The sequence below is a fragment of the Nocardia sp. NBC_01377 genome, assembly GCF_045040005.1.
GTDB lineage: Bacteria > Actinomycetota > Actinomycetes > Mycobacteriales > Mycobacteriaceae > Nocardia > Nocardia noduli.
The window spans coordinates 7415300-7431921 of the sequence record NZ_CP109566.1; the positions used below are offsets into that span (position 1 = coordinate 7415300).

General features: G+C 64.8%; 15 protein-coding genes. 5 read left to right on the plus strand and 10 right to left on the minus strand.

All coding sequences use genetic code 11. The features are described from left to right. The first annotated feature begins 180 nt into the window (after positions 1-180). From sigM to OG225_RS34210, 5 genes are all read left to right on the plus strand, one after another. Positions 181-729 carry an RNA polymerase sigma factor SigM gene (sigM, locus tag OG225_RS34190; RefSeq protein ID WP_254189963.1) on the plus strand — a complete coding sequence of 183 codons (549 nt, stop codon included), beginning with the start codon at positions 181-183 and terminating at the stop codon, positions 727-729. Between the two features lie 164 nt (positions 730-893). Beyond that, the gene (locus OG225_RS34195) at positions 894-1685 is read left to right on the plus strand and encodes a hypothetical protein (protein ID WP_405178923.1); all 792 of its coding nucleotides are present in this window, start codon (positions 894-896) and stop codon (positions 1683-1685) included. A 137-nt stretch (positions 1686-1822) separates the two neighbouring features. Further along, complete coding sequence (gene trxB, locus OG225_RS34200) at positions 1823-2803, plus strand: thioredoxin-disulfide reductase (protein ID WP_216911524.1); 981 nt, start codon at positions 1823-1825, stop codon at positions 2801-2803. Between the two features lie 72 nt (positions 2804-2875). Then, positions 2876-3208, plus strand: coding sequence for a thioredoxin (trxA, locus tag OG225_RS34205; protein ID WP_405178924.1), 333 nt, complete (start codon positions 2876-2878; stop codon positions 3206-3208). A 278-nt stretch (positions 3209-3486) separates the two neighbouring features. Beyond that, a complete protein-coding gene (locus tag OG225_RS34210; protein WP_405178925.1) occupies positions 3487-4683 on the plus strand; it encodes an N-acetylmuramoyl-L-alanine amidase in 1197 nt (398 codons plus the stop codon). A 76-nt stretch (positions 4684-4759) separates the two neighbouring features. On the opposite strand, the gene OG225_RS34215 is transcribed toward OG225_RS34210, so the two are convergent. From OG225_RS34215 to rpmH, 10 genes are all read right to left on the minus strand, one after another. Then, positions 4760-5479 (minus strand): GNAT family N-acetyltransferase, encoded by a 720-nt coding sequence (locus tag OG225_RS34215; RefSeq protein ID WP_216911535.1) that lies wholly within the window; start codon positions 5477-5479, stop codon positions 4760-4762. A gap of 228 nt (positions 5480-5707) precedes the next feature. Continuing rightward, entirely contained in the window at positions 5708-6751 is a 1044-nt protein-coding gene (locus tag OG225_RS34220; protein ID WP_405178926.1) for a ParB/RepB/Spo0J family partition protein, read from the minus strand. A gap of 54 nt (positions 6752-6805) precedes the next feature. Then, positions 6806-7756 carry an AAA family ATPase gene (locus tag OG225_RS34225; RefSeq protein WP_232839490.1) on the minus strand — a complete coding sequence of 317 codons (951 nt, stop codon included), beginning with the start codon at positions 7754-7756 and terminating at the stop codon, positions 6806-6808. Positions 7757-11258: 3502 nt separating this feature from the next. After that, on the minus strand, positions 11259-11387 hold the full coding sequence (locus tag OG225_RS34230; protein WP_405178927.1) for a hypothetical protein: 129 nt from the start codon (positions 11385-11387) through the stop codon (positions 11259-11261). 1176 nt (positions 11388-12563) lie between these two features. Beyond that, complete coding sequence (gene rsmG / locus OG225_RS34235; protein ID WP_405183464.1) at positions 12564-13328, minus strand: 16S rRNA (guanine(527)-N(7))-methyltransferase RsmG; 765 nt, start codon at positions 13326-13328, stop codon at positions 12564-12566. A 170-nt stretch (positions 13329-13498) separates the two neighbouring features. After that, entirely contained in the window at positions 13499-14050 is a 552-nt protein-coding gene (locus OG225_RS34240; protein WP_405178928.1) for a protein jag, read from the minus strand. Positions 14051-14162: 112 nt separating this feature from the next. Next, positions 14163-15257 carry a membrane protein insertase YidC gene (gene yidC, locus OG225_RS34245; RefSeq protein ID WP_405178929.1) on the minus strand — a complete coding sequence of 365 codons (1095 nt, stop codon included), beginning with the start codon at positions 15255-15257 and terminating at the stop codon, positions 14163-14165. A 4-nt stretch (positions 15258-15261) separates the two neighbouring features. Then, positions 15262-15615 carry a membrane protein insertion efficiency factor YidD gene (yidD, locus tag OG225_RS34250; protein ID WP_405178930.1) on the minus strand — a complete coding sequence of 118 codons (354 nt, stop codon included), beginning with the start codon at positions 15613-15615 and terminating at the stop codon, positions 15262-15264. Further along, a complete protein-coding gene (gene rnpA, locus OG225_RS34255) occupies positions 15612-16076 on the minus strand; it encodes a ribonuclease P protein component (protein WP_405178931.1) in 465 nt (154 codons plus the stop codon). The genes yidD and rnpA overlap by 4 nt, the downstream gene beginning before the upstream one ends. A gap of 21 nt (positions 16077-16097) precedes the next feature. Further along, positions 16098-16241, minus strand: a complete 144-nt coding sequence (gene rpmH, locus OG225_RS34260; protein ID WP_071932098.1) for a 50S ribosomal protein L34 — start codon at positions 16239-16241, stop codon at positions 16098-16100. Between the last annotated feature and the right edge of the window lie 381 nt (positions 16242-16622).

The following is a 16622-nucleotide window of genomic DNA, read 5'->3' on the forward strand; positions in this document are numbered from 1 at the left end:
CCGGGATCTGGTGCCTCGATCCTGGATGCTGCGAAATTTATAGGTGGCGATCGGCAGATCTGTCACCCACGTGAGCGCTGTCCGAGGGGTATGGGTTTGTCGTCCGAATTGAACGAGGATTCCCGTGGGGGGAAATCGCGGCCGGTCACGTACCGTGCACGCTCGTTCGTGCCCGACGACATGAGCGATGTCGAGTTGCTGCGCGCCCACGTCGCCGGACAACGTCACGCCTTCGCCGAAATCCTGCGCAGACACAACGATCACCTCTGGCAGACGGCACTGCGCACCTCTTACAACCGCGAGGATGCCGCCGATTCGCTACAGGACGCCCTGCTCTCGGCCCACCGCACCGCCGGGTCCTTCCGGGGGGAGGCGGAAGTGCGAAGTTGGCTGCACGCGATCGTCGTCAACGCCTGCCTGGATCGGATTCGTCGCAACAAGACCAGGCGCGCGGTATCGCTGTCACCGGAGAACATGCCCGAACCCGCCGAGGAGCGGGATGAATTCGCCGAGTTGGAAATGTCGCTCGTCGTCGACCACGCGCTGTTCACGCTCCCACCGGAACAGCGCACCGCGCTTGTCGCGATCGAAATGGCGGGGTATAGCGTGGCCGATGCGGCCGCGAAGCTCGGGGTACCCGAGGGAACGATCAAGAGTCGGTGTGCGCGTGCCAGACAACGGTTGAAAGAACGTTTGGAATTTCTGCGCGATCCGGGGAACCGGAAGTAGACCCGCTGCGTCATTAATAGTGACGAACCACGAAGCGATATCAATGCTGTGCCCGTAGTGACGCGGCGCCTGCGCGGTATCGCCCTCGAGGGCGAATCGATGACAGCCCCGAACAGTTGTGATGTCGGAAGAGAACGATGTCGGATCAGAGCGATGGAGGTGCGATGGCGATCCGGTCCGTACCGCAGCCTCCGTTCTCCGCGGAGTTGCTGGCAGATCTGCACGCAGGGAATGTCGACCCCGAACTCGGCGCACAGCTATGGGTGGCCGCCCGCGACGATTCGGATGCGGCCGCGTATCTGAAGGCGCTCGACGACGTCGACGACCGGCTCCGCGCCCTGGCCGTCGACGACCGAATACTGCACCCCATGCCCCCCGACGTGGCGGCGCGGATGGAGCGGTTCCTCGAGGAACTCGATTCGATCGAGGAGCCCACCGAGCGGGTCGCGACCCTGCGCCCGCTGCCGAACGGACCCCGAACCACCGTGGTGCCGACCGGCGTCGAGGATGCGCCGCCGCATTTCGCGACACCACTATCCCCGCGCCGCCGCCACGTCGTCGTGCTGCGCTGGCTCGCCGCCGCCGCGGCCGTCGTCGCCGTGATCGCGGGTGCGGGCGTGGCGACCCAGTTCCTGCGCGGCGACGATTCCCCTCCCACGGCGGGGCCTGCAACCACCGATACCGGCGGCGAGCTGACGTCCACGCTCGCGCTCGCCGCCCTCGGCCGCAACGACGTCAGCGGACAGCTCGGCAGCCGCAGCGCCCTGGCGGACTGTGTGCGCGCGGCCGGACTCGACCGCGCGATCCTCGGCTCGACCGATATGAACTATCGCGGCGGTGCGGCGGTGCTGATCCTGCTCAGCGGCCCGTATCCGCCGAAGATCACCGCGCTCGTCGTCGGCCCAGGCTGCGGCGTCGGCGATCCCCAAGTGAGGAACATCACCGATATCGGCTGAGCCCGCGGGCCGCGATCAGCTCGCCGCCCTGGTCTGTCGGCATAATGGGTCGGGCCACAGTGCTGACGCCGCGGGAACAAGGCCGTTTAGGCTGTTGTTGAATTCCACGTTCCCTAGCTTTCTTTCGGAAGGGCCCCATGAGCACGCCAGTTCGCGACCTCATCATCGTCGGCTCCGGACCCGCAGGCTATACGGCCGCGGTCTACGCCGCACGCGCCGAACTCCAGCCCTTGCTGTTCGAGGGCACCCAGTTCGGCGGCGCGCTGATGACGACCACCGAGGTGGAGAACTTCCCCGGCTTCCGTGAAGGCATCATGGGCCCGGACCTGATGGACGAGATGCGCGAACAGGCCAAGCGATTCGGCGCCGAGATCCGCACCGAGGACGTGGACGCGATCGATCTGAGCGGTCCGATCAAGACCGTCACGGTCGGCAGCGAGACCCACCGTGCGTACGCGATCGTGCTCGCCATGGGTTCGGCCGCCCGCTATCTCGGCGTACCGGGGGAGCAGGAACTGCTCGGCCGCGGCGTCAGCGCCTGCGCCACCTGTGACGGCTTCTTCTTCAAGGGCCAGGACATCGTCGTGGTCGGCGGCGGCGATTCGGCGATGGAGGAAGCGACCTTCCTCACCAAATTCGCGTCGAGCGTCACCATCGTGCACCGTCGCGAGGAGTTCCGTGCCTCGCGCATCATGCTGGAACGCGCGAAGGCCAACGAGAAGATCCGGTTCGTGCTGAACTCGGAAATCGCGAAGGTCAACGGCGATTCGGCCGTGACCAGCCTGACCCTGCGCGACACCCGCACCGGCGAGGAGTCCGAGCTCGCCGCGACCGGCCTGTTCGTCGCGATCGGGCACGATCCGCGCAGCGAATTGGTCCGCGATCAGATCGAATTGGACGACGAGGGCTACGTACAGGTCGAGCACCCGTCGACCGCGACCAAGGTCCCCGGTGTCTTCGCCGCGGGCGACCTGGTCGATCACACCTACCGGCAGGCGATCACCGCCGCGGGCACCGGCTGCCGCGCCGCCATCGACGCGGAACGCTGGCTGGCCGATCAGGGTGACATCACCTCCAACACCCTCGACCACGCCGGACGGCCCGTCGCCGGCGTCTGATCCGCCACGGCCGGTGCGACCGGCCGCCGCTCGTTCTCGTCACATCGCTCTACCACCGCAAGGAGATATCCCATGGCCGACAGCGCCAAGACGGTCACCGTGACCGACGCGTCCTTCGCCGACGACGTCCTGCTCAGCGAGAAGCCGGTACTCGTCGACTTCTGGGCCGACTGGTGCGGGCCGTGCAAGATGGTCGCCCCCGTCCTGGAGGAGATCGCGGGAACCCACGCAGACAAACTCACCGTGGCCAAGCTCGACGTGGACGCCAATCCCGGTACCGCACGTGACTATCAGATCCTGTCGCTGCCCACTATGATGCTGTTCTCCGGTGGAAAACCGGTGAAGCAGATCGTCGGCGCGAAGGGCAAAGCCGCCCTCTTACGTGAACTCGAGGACATCCTCTGACACAGCGGCGCCTGTCCCGCTGCGATATCGATTCTCCAAAGAACACCGCCGTGCGACGACGCGCCGTAGGATGCCTGGACCCCGGTTGATTGTCTGCTTCCGGGTCAGGTCTGAGACAATCGACCACACGCCGTGGACGACATGCCCGGACGCGGTAGCGTGCATAACGCGCGCACGGCCGCGAAAAGGCGCCGATCGACATGGCGGTGGTCGTGTGAAGGTGTATCCCAACGCATGAGTGGGTACCCGAGTTCGACGGAAGGGAAGGGCTCTCACGCATGCACCGACTTCGTCACGGCGATTCCGGTCCAGCCGTTGCAGAGGTTCGGAGCACCCTGGCAAGTCTCGGGTTCCTCCACGCGCACGCGGTCGGCGATGATCGGTCAGGTGCGCGCGAGTATTGGAAAGATACCGACGCCTCCTTCGACCACCATCTCGATTCCGCGGTGCGCGCGTTCCAACAGCATCGCGGTCTTCTCGTCGACGGTGTCGTCGGGCCCGCGACCTATCGGTCCCTCAAGGAAGCGTCCTACCGGCTCGGCGCGCGCACGCTGATCTACCAGCTGTCCGCGCCGCTGTACGGCGACGATGTCGCCACCCTGCAGCGCAGGTTGCAGGACCTCGGTTTCTACGTGCACCGCGTCGACGGCTATTTCGGCCCGCACACCCACGAAGGGCTCACCGCGTTCCAACGCGAGATCGGGCTCTCCGCGGACGGCATCTGCGGACCGGATACGTTGCGGTCGCTGGAACTGCTCGGCGCCAGGGTCACCGGCGGCAATCCGCATCGGATCGCCGAGGAAGAGGTCGTCCATCGCGCGGGCCCGCAGCTGACGGGCAAACGGATCGTCATCGATCCCGGCCTCGGCGGCCCCGACAAGGGTTACGCCGTGCCGAGCGAATTCGGTGACGTCTACGAGTCGGAGATCCTGTGGGATCTGGCGAGCAGGCTGGAGGGTCGCATGGCGGCCACCGGTATGGAGACTTTCCTCTCGCGGCCGTGGGGAGCCAATCCCACCGATGCCGAACGGGCCGAGACCTCCAACGCCTTCGACGCCGACCTGATGATCTCGCTGCGGTGCGCGAACAATCCGAGTCCGATGGCCAACGGCGTCGCTGGATTCCATTTCGGCAATTCGCACGGTTCGGTGTCGATGATCGGTCAGGTGCTGGCCGGATTCATCCAGCGCGAGGTGGTCGCACGGACCTCGTTGCAGGATTGCCGGACCCATTCGCGGACCTGGGATCTGCTGCGTCTCACCAAGATGCCCACCGTCCAGGTCGACATCGGCTACCTCACCAACAGCTATGACTCCTCGGTCCTCACCAATCCGAGGATGCGCGATGTCATCGCCGAGGCGATCCTGATCTCGGTCAAGCGGCTGTATCTGCTCGGTCAGGACGATCAGCCGACCGGCACCTACACCTTCGCGGAACTACTGGCCGAAGAACTCGCCGCGGCCGACCGGGTCTAGGGTCGGACAAGACTTCCCGAATACAGTGCGCCCCTGCCGATCACGTATCGACAGGGGCGCATTGGTCTATCCGGGGTCAGTGCGCCCCGACGCGGGTCGCCTCGTTCAACGAAGCGGCGGCCAGCAGCTGGTCGAGAGCACGCTCGACGTCTTCCTTCCAGCCGTGGTCGGAATTCAGCTCCAGACGCAACCGCGGGAACCGATGGTGGGCGGCGACCACCTCGAAACCGACATCCTCGAGGAAATCGGCCTCGATCATGCACGTCTCCGGCGAACATCCGGCGGACCGTGATTCCCGGGCCGGTGCACCGATACGCTCCATCAACCGCATCGAGCCGACGGTGCGATCCGACATCGCCTTGGCGGGCGGCTCACCGCGGATCCCGAAGGCCTCCAGCGCACGCACACCGCGACGCACCAGATCGGCCACCACGGCCTGGATGAGTCGCTGGGCGACATCGCCATCGCGATAGGGATGTTCGGAGCGGAGCGTGGTCAGCAGGACCGCGTCCGGGCTCACGGGGGAGGTGGGGAACAGCGCGGCGCGCGGCACCACGCTCGGGGGCGAGTACAACGCGCATCCCGCGACATTGCCGTCGATATTGGCCAGCTGACCGCACGAACCCCATTCGAGCATGACCGTCGACAGCCATGCCTCTTTCTCGAAGACAGGATCACTGAATTCGCGGGAGTCCTCGGCGACGGCCGGGTCCATCTCCCAGAAGACACAGCGCCTGGCATGTGCCGGGAGCTGATCCACTCCGCCGAGGGTAAGTGCTGTGACGCTGGTCGACACCGCTCTGCTCAGCCTCCAGCTATCCGATTCTTCGATCACGCCGCATCACTATTTTCTCGCCAGCAAGAATAAGCGATCAACAGAAACCTGCCTCACTCCCATGCCGCTGTGCTGTTGGTCAGGAACCCTCGCCCGCGCCACCGGAGCGCGTTTCCAAGGCGCTGTCACAGTGACGTTTTAACACCCTGCTCCCTTTTACCGGGCCCACACGGGCGATTTTCATCTACTTCACATACCGAGCTGCTGCTGCTCCATCAGGGAGACAATCCGCTCGAGATCTTCCACCGAACCGAACTCGACGACGATCTTTCCCTTCCGCTTACCCAGACTCACGGTGACCCGGGTATCGAAGGATTCCGACAGCCGCTCGGCCACATCCTGGAGGCCGGGCATATGAATCGGCTTGCGACGCGGCGCCGGGGGAGCGGCCGCATCCGGATCCCGATTGGCCAGGGTGACGGCTTCCTCGGTCGCCCGCACCGACAGTCCCTCGGCGACGATCCGCGCGGCGAGCACTTCCTGCGCGTCGGCGCCCGCCTCCAAACCGAGCAGCGCCCGGGCATGTCCGGCGGATAGCACACCGGCCGCCACTCGTCGCTGCACCGGGATGGGTAGTTTCAACAGCCGGATCATATTGGTCACGACCGGACGCGACCGTCCGATCCTGGTCGCCAGTTCCTCGTGCGTGACGTCGAACTCTTCCAGCAGTTGCTGATACGCCGCCGCCTCTTCCAACGGATTCAGCTGAACCCGGTGGATGTTCTCCAGCAGCGCGTCACGCAGCATCGACCCGTCGGCGGTTTCCCGGACGATCGCCGGGATGGCTTCCAACCCGGCTTCCTGGCAGGCGCGCCACCGCCGCTCACCCATGACGAGCTGGTAGCGATCGACACCCGGCTCGACCCGACGAACCACGATCGGCTGCATCAGGCCGAATTCACGGATCGAGTGCACCAGCTCCGCCAGCGCCTCTTCCTCGAAGACCTGGCGGGGCTGCTTGGGATTGGGTTCGATCTGGTCGGGGGCGATCTCGCGGTAGATGGCGCCGCTCGTCGAAAGCTCGCCCTCGTCCTCGGTAACCTCCGAGGGATCAGGGACGCGATGCAGATACGCCGACGCAGGCTGCGGGCCGATGGGGTCGAGTCCGATCACGACGTTCGCCGCCGCACTGCCGAGCCCGGGCGCACTGCCGAGGCCCTGCGTGGTCGTCGGCCCCGTCGGGATCAACGCCGCCAGACCGCGGCCCAGCCCGCCTTTTTTCGCCTGAGTCATCGGCTTTCCGATCCCTTCTCTTTTCGCCACCAGAAAACCGCCACCCCGTGGGGATTACGCGCCATCCGCGACCTGCGCGGCCAGGGTGGCCCGCTGAGTCATTTCCCGACCGGCATCCAGGTAGCTCATCGCACCCCGGGAGCCTGGATCATAATCGAGGACCGTCATCCCGTAGCCCGGTGCCTCGCTGACCTTCACACTGCGGGGGATCACCGACCGCAGCACGATATCGCCGAAGTGCCCGCGAACCTCCTCCGCGACCTGGTCCGCCAATTTGGTGCGGCCGTCGTACATCGTGAGGATCACGGTCGAGACGTGGAGATCAGGGTTGAGGTGCGCCTGCACCAGCCCGATATTGCGGAGCAACTGGCCGACACCCTCCAGGGCGTAGTACTCGCACTGGATGGGGATCAACACCTCCTTCGCCGCCACCATCGCGTTGACGGTCAGCAGGCCGAGCGAAGGCGGGCAGTCGATCATGACGTAGTCGATGTCGAAGCCGGCGATATTCGCCTCCTGGATAGCGGCCTTGAGCCGCCCCTCCCTGGCCACCATCGACACCAGTTCGATCTCGGCGCCGGCCAGATCGATCGTCGCCGGAATGCACAGCAGGCGTTCACTGTGCGGGCTGGTCTGAATAGCCTCCTTGACCGATACCTCGCCGATGAGCAGTTCATAGCTTGAGGGAACACCCGAGTGGTGCTCGATTCCGAGCGCCGTGCTCGCATTGCCCTGCGGATCGAGGTCGATCACGAGAACCGTCATCCCCTGGTATGCCAGGGCGGCAGCTAGATTGACGGCCGTTGTCGTCTTTCCGACCCCACCTTTTTGATTGGCAATGGTGATGATCCGTTGCTCGTGCGGTTTCGGCACAGTCACCTTTCCTGGATGCAATATCTGACTGGCGCGCTGAGCTTCGGCCGCGATCGGGGTCTCACTGGGGGAGATGTGCCCGAACGGTGTGCTTCCGAATGCTTCCGCGTCGAGATTGCTGGAGTCCAGCATCCCCGGCACGCGCGACGTCGTTTCCCGTGAAACATTCGCCGGACCGCTCGACATAGACAGCTCCTAACCCGAGAACTCAGACCACGTGCGACCGACAGAGGCCGTCGCTGTGTCTTCAACAGCTGCGCCGGATCCAAACACGATGCTCGACCTGGGACCGAGGAGTCCGACCGAGCGGACGGAGCCCGCGCCGCTGTGACACCCACATCCTCCGTGGCACCTACGCTGACGCCCGACGCTCACTAGCTTGCCAGCACTCAGCGCGATAGGAAAGCTGAATCGCGGTGCGACACAGACGACACGCGAAACTCGCGCCGAAATTCGTGCGAGTTCGCCATGTTTCACATGAAACATCGATCGCAGGGCTCGGTTTCGGCGTGGGCGTGGAGGGTGTCCGGCTGACAGGTGGGGGATGGGTGTTGAGGTGCAATAGTCAGGTTGGTACCTGGTCCTTCCGGTCTTTCATCACTGTGACGCAATGTTTCAGCGGTAGGAGGTACAGGGTGGTGCGCTCCCGGTTGAACTCGCTTGCACGGCAGAGGTGATGACAGTCACCGGGGGAGTTCTATGCATCTTGCCTGTCTGCACGCCTGTCTCCTGCACGGCTGTCTACTTTCCGCAGCCGCAGCGTGGGCTCGCGAATATCGTCCGTGTACCGTACCGAGACTCCCTGCATCGCTTCGTGGAAAGCCGTGCGTGGCACGGCATCGAGTTTCACGTGAATCGCGGCGGCCCGGGTCTCCCGCGCAGCTGGTTATCGAGCGCAGCGGATTGCCATGCGCGTCAAAGGAGACGACCACGCCTGGGCCAAACCGACTCGACCTTCGTATGCGTGCTGGACACGATCGGCCTCCGCTGTTCGGTCGGTGTCGGACTGGAATTTCTGTCTGCATCGCAATGCCGCTGTCGTTCCCGAACTCCCACCCACGTGAAACATTTCGCCCAGTTCTGCTCGATGTCGCGTGTTCTCGGCTAGACCCACCGAGCGTCCGTCTTCTCCGGGAGCCGCGCGGCTTCTGGCGGGAGCCAGCATGGCGATCAAGCTGTACAACCCGATCTCGAGAAGGACGCTAAGGCTCGGCGTCCTATCGATGATCAGCGCTCGGATCGAACCGGGTGTCGGCCGGAGTCGAGTTCGTCACCGCCGCGTTTTGGAAATGGCCTCGTGCCATTCGGATATTCAGGGCGGTGGCTGGTTCGCGAGTCCTCTTCGCGCACCGCCGAGTTGTTCGCCGTTGCGCTGCTACAGGATCAGTTCGAGTCGGATCTGCGGCAGCCAGCAAGGCGGTGCGCGCGACCTGACGCTGCGCGGGGAGAGCCAAGGTGCATCCAGGTGATGCGACCGTCCTGAAAGTCCTGTGCCTTGCCACCCTGGAAGTCGATGACCGGAACGTGGGCGGAGGACAAGGGACGCAGGTTCGTCGGATTCTGTGCGAGATCCGCACGATCGCCGAGCGCTATTGGTGATCGGCGTCGACGCGCTACCAGGCGGGCGTCTACCGAACGGGTACGGTCACCCTCCAGGCGTGCCGCTATCGCAGGTGGATCCCGTGACGATCTCGACCTCGGATACAGCCCCATCAAGAGAATTTCCTCCGAGTCGGCAGAGCTCCGGCGGAAGCCGAAGTCGGGTGATAGACGGTCCCGTGTCGGGTGAAGAAGATGATCCGGTGTCCCATACGCGATTCCCGAGCGTGGTCCAGACTTCGCCGACGAACACCCGCTGCTCTTCTCTCCAAAGGCGGGCAGTTTGGCCGTCGCCATCCTGCGGGCAGGTGGTCGAACTAAGGAACGAATCACCGTCTCGGTGCTCTCCAGCGAGGCGCTGATCCCGGCGTGTAGAACAACGAGATCGACGCGGTGGGAGTCTCCTCGAGCGGTGCGTCGGAAGCGGGCCACTACAACGCAGCCGTCTCCTGTTCGCACAGATCGCTGATCAACCATTCGAGGCCCTGCCACGCTTTTCGCATCACCGGCTCTCGCCCGCGAATACATCCAACGGTTGCCAGTGCGCTCGGCTGTCAGTACTGCGCACCCTCCGCCGGACGATCGCCTCGAACCGAACAGAGAAGCCAGCAGGAGCCACCCAACAGACACGTCGGGCGTGGAGTCACCTTCAATACGACAGATCGTCGCTCCGAAGACGGCTGACCGGCGCACCACCCCGAACTACTCCGGTCCGATCAGTCCTCGTCGACATGCGCGGCGACGATTCTGTGCACCAATGAAATCGGAACCTCTGTCATCCGTTCCGACGACCCCATCGACCTCCATCCGATCGACAGGACCGCCAACGAGGTCCGAGTGGATTCTGTCGACGACGCGGCGAGACATGTCGACGTGCCACGCAGACGGTCGGCTCCTACCCGTTCACTTGTAGACCCCGAGTACCGCGACCGGCTCGCGGGTACAGCGCCCAGCGCATCTCCCAGCACTCGACAGGTACTCGGTTTCACGTGGATCATCCACCGATCAGATGTCCGGAGTCGTTCGGAAGCCGAACGTGGGGGACCGGTGCACAACGGGAGTCGCATCCGCATGATTAAGCGCGGTCGGATATCCCATCGCCGAACGGTCGGATCATCGCGCTTCCACGGCGGCGGACCGGCCACCAGACTGCCGACTCCGGCGCTCGAACCACAGCGGTTCCGGTACCAAGAATTCTCGTGACCACACCTCCGCAATGACTCCTCCGCGACCCGACCCGACCCGGACGTTGCGTGCCGCCCAGATGTAAATCGTCGGCACGCCACCTGACCGTGATGTGTGACCACTACCGGTTGTCGATGATCGTGATGACCCGCCCGCAAGACATGCCACCCGCCGTGGCGGTGCTGCGTCCGTGCCGGTCGCTTTCGGAGATGACACCAACGCGTTGGATTCAACGACGGCACGCCCCACCCTCGAATAGATACGGCCTTCACCGCGTCTCCGTCACCACGTCGCGTAACCGCATCATCGCCAGTAACGGTCTCCGTCACCACCCTCGGTAGCTGCATCTCGAAGCCGCGTTCGGCGACGGCACCTCGGCAACCCCTCTCTGGATGACCGCGTTCCATGACGACCCACGGACGCATGTTTCACGGGAAACCACGACCGATTGAAGCGCGGCGACGGAATCCGGGGAGTGGCCACGCCGCGAACCGTCGATCATTCAGCGTCCACCGACGGTATTGGTATCCGTCGTACCTTCGACCCAGAACCGGGAATCGCACCCTGCCATCGAACCAATGGCCCAATCCAGCGTGTGGCTGGGCAGCATCCTCACGGTCGTGACTACCCGAGCACGATCACTCGCCCACACTCTGACGTCCGACACCTCGGCCGTCACGCTCCCCGGTGAACTCAAACCTGACCCAGCAATGGCAAGCGCCAAGCGCGCCCTGGCACCGAACGACTCAGCGTCACCACCCCAGCCCGGGTTCTCCAGTACCACCACCGCCTGCCCTGCTCGGTTAGTCACATCATCGCCTGGCGCACCCAACTAGACCGGCGTACCCCGTCAGCCGATGCCCATCAGGCCGACCACCTTCACATTGCCAACGTCGACCCAGCCATGCCAGCCCAACCGGGGGCGCGGCCGCCCGAAATCCGAGAACCACCGCAACGGGGGAATCGACCACTGCGGCACGGTGCCGAACCGTACGCCACCGACCAACGTCCGCCAAGGTGCACCAGCCGACTACGTCTGCCATCCCCGTTCGCCGACTGCGCGGGCTTGGAGCAATGCCAGTCCGGCGGACCGGCGGATGACGGACCGGCGGATGGCGAAGGTCGCGGCAGGCCGCGGCGCGGGCGTGTTCGCCCGATTTGCCTACGCACCGAACGATCTCAGTTACTGCGACCTACCCACCGGACGCGACCGCGCTACGGGAGGGCACCGGCGCGCAGGTGCGCGGCCGCCCGCCACAACGGCGATCGCGCCACAACGGAGCTCAGCGCAAGAACCGAAGTCGATCAGAGACTTCGAGATTCCCCAAGCTGTGACAGCACCAATCAGACCATCGCCGTCATCGATTCACTTGCGGGTGGGCTGCTGATCGCCATCGATGGCACGCACGGCCCACGGTTTCGGCTCAGCAGGCAGCCGCTGGATCTCGCGACATTCGGCGCTCGGGGAACCAGGCGTTCGCGTCAGGTCGCGCGGGGGAGAGTGACAGCATCCCTCCGTCCGGGATGCCACCCTGATCGCGGTCGTCATACGGATCTTTCGGTAGCACCGCACATCTCTATGCCCCCCGTTCGCCACACATCTGATCCCGCACTCCAGACACCTACCCGTCCTCGATCGGCGACGGAGATCAGGGCAACAGATCGAGGCAAGTGCTATGACGGTCGAAATCCTCGCATCGAAAAGCCTGGACACGAATTCGTTCGACGTCAGCTGAATACTCCGGAAGACGCGTCAGAAGCCCCGAGAGGAACAGCAGTCGTGGTTCCGATGACCGCCACGGCCGCTCATCCCATTCACGCACCAACATACCGCGCATGTACTCACCGCCGGACCGTAGGTGGTCAGCTGCGCGACGCCCGACAACGTGTACTGGATGGCGAGTCATCACCCTCATAACTGCGCGGCGATCGAACTCGCCCGTCCAACGATCTCACTCCGCACACGAAGCGCATGAACCGCGAGCACCGAGCCGCCCTCGGACCACCACAACCGACCTACGTATCACGCGCACCCATTGACCGTTGTTTCACGGGAAACACAGGACACCACGGGAGACAGCGCCCGAGATGAACGCGAAGACAACCGCACGTCCACCCCATCAGATCGTCTACGCGGTCCCTCGAACTCGACCCATCAACTCGACCCCTCGCGACGCCCCTTGGCGACCTTCCCTCGACGACCCGACCCACCCTCCCCACGACGGTGCGCCCCCCGCTCCGAGCGAGGGAGCCGGATCGCACTGATCACGACCGTCGGCGTCGACGCGATACCGGCGCCACATTGGAGGACTTCCGCATTGCCAGCGCCAGCACGAGCCAATGCCTCGCCGTCACGCTCCAATTCCTCTGCGGCACTGGCACCTTTCAGGGCAAGCATGCGTCCGTGGTCCCGCAGGAGGGGCAGGGACCACTGGGCGAGTTTGGCGAGGGGGGCCACGGCGCGGGAGGTGACGACATCCGCGCCTCCCGCCTCTTTCATCACCCCGGATTGTTCGGCGCGGCCGCGGACGACGGTCACGTCCAGCCCGGCCGACTCGATGAATTCGCTGAGGAAGATGGTCCGACGGAGGAGTGGCTCGACCAGGGTGATCCGAAGATCCGGTCGGGTGATGGCGAGCGGGATGCCGGGCAGTCCGGCGCCGCTGCCGATATCGACGACGATCGCGCCTTCGGGAATCAATTCGCCGATGACAGCGCAGTTGAGGATATGGCGATCCCAGAGTCGCGGAACCTCCCGGGGGCCGATCAGTCCGCGCTCCACCCCGGCACTGGCCAACGCCAGGTAGTACCGGCGGGCGATCTCCAATCGGTCGCCGAAGATGACGGCGGCCTCGGCGGGCGGTTCCGACTCGGCAGACAATGCGGCGCTTCCATCGAGATCTCGTTCCACGTGAAACATCCCTTCCCAGCTCGAGTCGATCACAGGCATACCTCCGATGACGGAATTCCGCAGCCGGGGGAGCGGGCCGATATCAGATATGGAGAGGGCCTCCGATCCAAAGATCGGAGGCCCCTCCACTCAATTTCGTCAGGGTGACGAAATTCGTCCACACTGAGAGTCATACGAAATCAGGCCGGAACAACGACCACGTGACGGTTCGGCTCCACGCCTTCGCTCTCGCTGCTGACACCCTCGACGGCCGCGACCGCGTCGTGCACGATCTTGCGTTCGAAGGGGGTCATCGCGGCGAGCGGTTCCGCCGCGCCGGATTCCAGCACCCGCTGGGCAGCGGCGGTACCGAGGGCGCTCAGTTCCTCGCGACGCTTGGCCCGCCACCCCGCCACATCCAACATCAGCCGACTGCGGACACCGGTCGTCTGCTGAACAGCGAGGCGGGTGAGTTCCTGCAGCGCATCCAGCACCTCGCCGTTGTGGCCGACCAGCTTCGACAGATCGCGGCCGCCGTCGATGCTCACGATGGCACGATCACCCTCGACGTCGAGATCGATATCACCATCGAAATCCAAAACGTCGAGTAACTGCTCGAGGTAATCGCCGGCGATCTCGCCCTCTTCGATCAGGGCTTCCTCGGCGTCGTTCGCGATGTCGTCGGGCTCCGTCCCGGCGTTCACCATCGTCGTCGCCACTGTGGCGTCCCCTCCGTCGGTCTCAACAGTCATTTGATTTCCTTCATCTGCTCGTCACGCACGCCTGGCGACCGCCGCCCGGTGGTACGCGATCAAGGGGTTGCTCAGGGAATCAGCGGGCCTCGCGGGCCGGGCCGATCAACGTTCAGCGCCGCCGCTTCTGGTTGGCACGGCCCCGGTTGCCCGGACGCTTCTGGCCACCGGGCCTGCGCTGTCCGGACCCGCGGCTGACGTTCTTCGCGGTGCCGTTCGTCGAGGGCTCCGCCTGCTCGGGTACATCGTCGACGGGGGCGTCATCGGTGACCGCCGTGTCGGATTTCTTCTTGGTGCTGACCGGTTTCGCACCCGGTTTCGGTGCGTTCTGCGCTCGCAATTCGAGCTTGGCCTGCTTCTTCTCTTCTTCTTCCTTGGCCATCCGACCGAAGACGAGATGCTGCTGCCCGTAAGTCCAAATATTGTTCGACACCCAGTAGAGCAGGATCGCGATGGGCAGGAACGGACCACCGACGAGAACACCGAGCGGGAAGACCCACAGCGCGAGCTTGTTCATCATCGCGGCCTGCGGGTTCGCGGCGGCCTCGGGAGTCTGACGGGCGACGGAAGCGCGGGCGTTGAAGTGGGTCGCCAGACCGGCGATCACCATCAGCGGAATCGCGACCAGGGCGATGCTCAGCTTGGACGGGATACCGCCGTAGTCGGCGAAGGCCTGGAGTTCCGCGGTGGGGGTGGTGATGAAGGCCGAGATCGGTGCGCCGAAGATGCGGGCACCGAGGAAGGACTGGACATCGGCCGCGCTGAAGACATAGTTCGCGGTATTGGCGTTCTGCTCGGGCGACATTCCGAGCTGACCGAATCCATGGCCGGTCCGGTTGAACGAGCGCAGGACGTGGAACAGACCGATGAAGACCGGCACCTGGGCCAGGACCGGCAGGCAGCCCATCAGTGGGTTGAAGCCGTTGTCCTTCTGGAGCTTCTGCATCTCCAGCGCCATCTTCTGGCGGTCGTTCTTGTATTTCTTCTGCAACTCCTTGATCTGGGGCTGCAATTCCTGCATCTGTTTGGTGGTGCGGACCTGCTTCACGAACGGCTTGTACAGCAGCACGCGCAGCGTGAATACCAGGAACACCACGGCGAGTGACCAGGTGAGTCCGTTATCCGGACCGAGGCCGGGGATGGCCGCGAAGACTCGGTGCCAGAACCACAAGATCCAGGACACCGGGTAATAAATGAAGTCGAGCACGGCTCTATGCACTCCCGTCGTTCGTGTCGCCGACCACCGCGCGCGGTGATCCTTTACAAGCGTGTGGTCCCGAGCCCACAGGGTCGGCGACCGCCTCGTTCCGGTCGCGTCCGCGACGCTCCGGGACGGGGTCCCACCCACCAGGGTGCCAGGGCGCACATTTGGCCAGTCGCACGACCGTCAATCCGAGGCCGACGACCAGCCCACGGGTGCGTAGCGCGGTAACCGCGTATTCACTACAACTCGGGGTGAAGCGACAGACCGGCATCCGCGTGGGGGAGACATAGGTCCGGTACAGCTCGATGAGGAAGATCAGCGCCCGCGCTGGTAGCCGACCGAGGGTCGCGAGAGCACTCACGACCGATCACCCGACCCGCGGGTCGTATCGAGTGTGCCCCCGGGGTACTCCGAGGGGAGCGGCGACACGTCGAGCTTGCGCAGCGCGCCCCGGATCTGGCGGAGCAGTTCGGCCGAATCGGCGTCGGCCGCACCGGGCAGTGCCCTGATGACGACGTCGGCCTCAGCGGTGAGTTCCGGAATCACCTGGGCGCACATATGACGCAGGCGGCGGGCCACCCGGTGTCGTATCACCGCGGGGCCCACCGCCTTGCTGACAATCAGTCCGAACCTCGGTCCGCCGATGCGCACCATCGACCCGGCGACTACCGGATCGCTGATTCGTCCACTCGCGCCGACGAATCCGTCGTACCCGTGCACAAGCGCGTGTACGACCAGATCTCGTCTCCCGACTCGCTGGCCGCGGCGCACCGTCCGGGAGAAGTCGGCACGATGATGCAACCGATACGGCTCAGGCAACACCCGAGCGTCCGAAAGCGAGGATCAGGCAGTGAGTTCGGAGCGGCCCTTACGGCGACGCGCCGAAACGATGGCGCGGCCCGCACGGGTCCGCATCCTGAGGCGGAAGCCGTGAACCCGCGCCCGACGACGGTTGTTCGGCTGGAACGTCCGCTTGCCCTTGGCCACGGTCAACACTCCTCGAGTTGTTGGGCACCCTACGGTGCCCGAAGCTTTGTCATTGATATGCGCGACGAATCGCTTGGTAGGTCATCCTCGGCGCGCGTCGGTCCTGGCGCACAGTCGGTCGTCGAACCAACAGTTCTCGAACCACACCGGCGATCCGTCGCTAGGACAGGGCCAGCACAGAACCGCCACCGCACCAAGGGGTGACTGTACGAGGGTACTGACCGTCCCTCGGAGGGTCAAACTCGGCCCACCTGTCGGGTTCGCGGCCCGACCTGCGCGGTTCCCATCGAGGAGGGGCGGACACTCGCCCCGCGATGGTGAGTTCGTCCACACCCCTGTGCGTACGCTACCGGAAGCACCACTCGGCGTTGCCGAATGTTT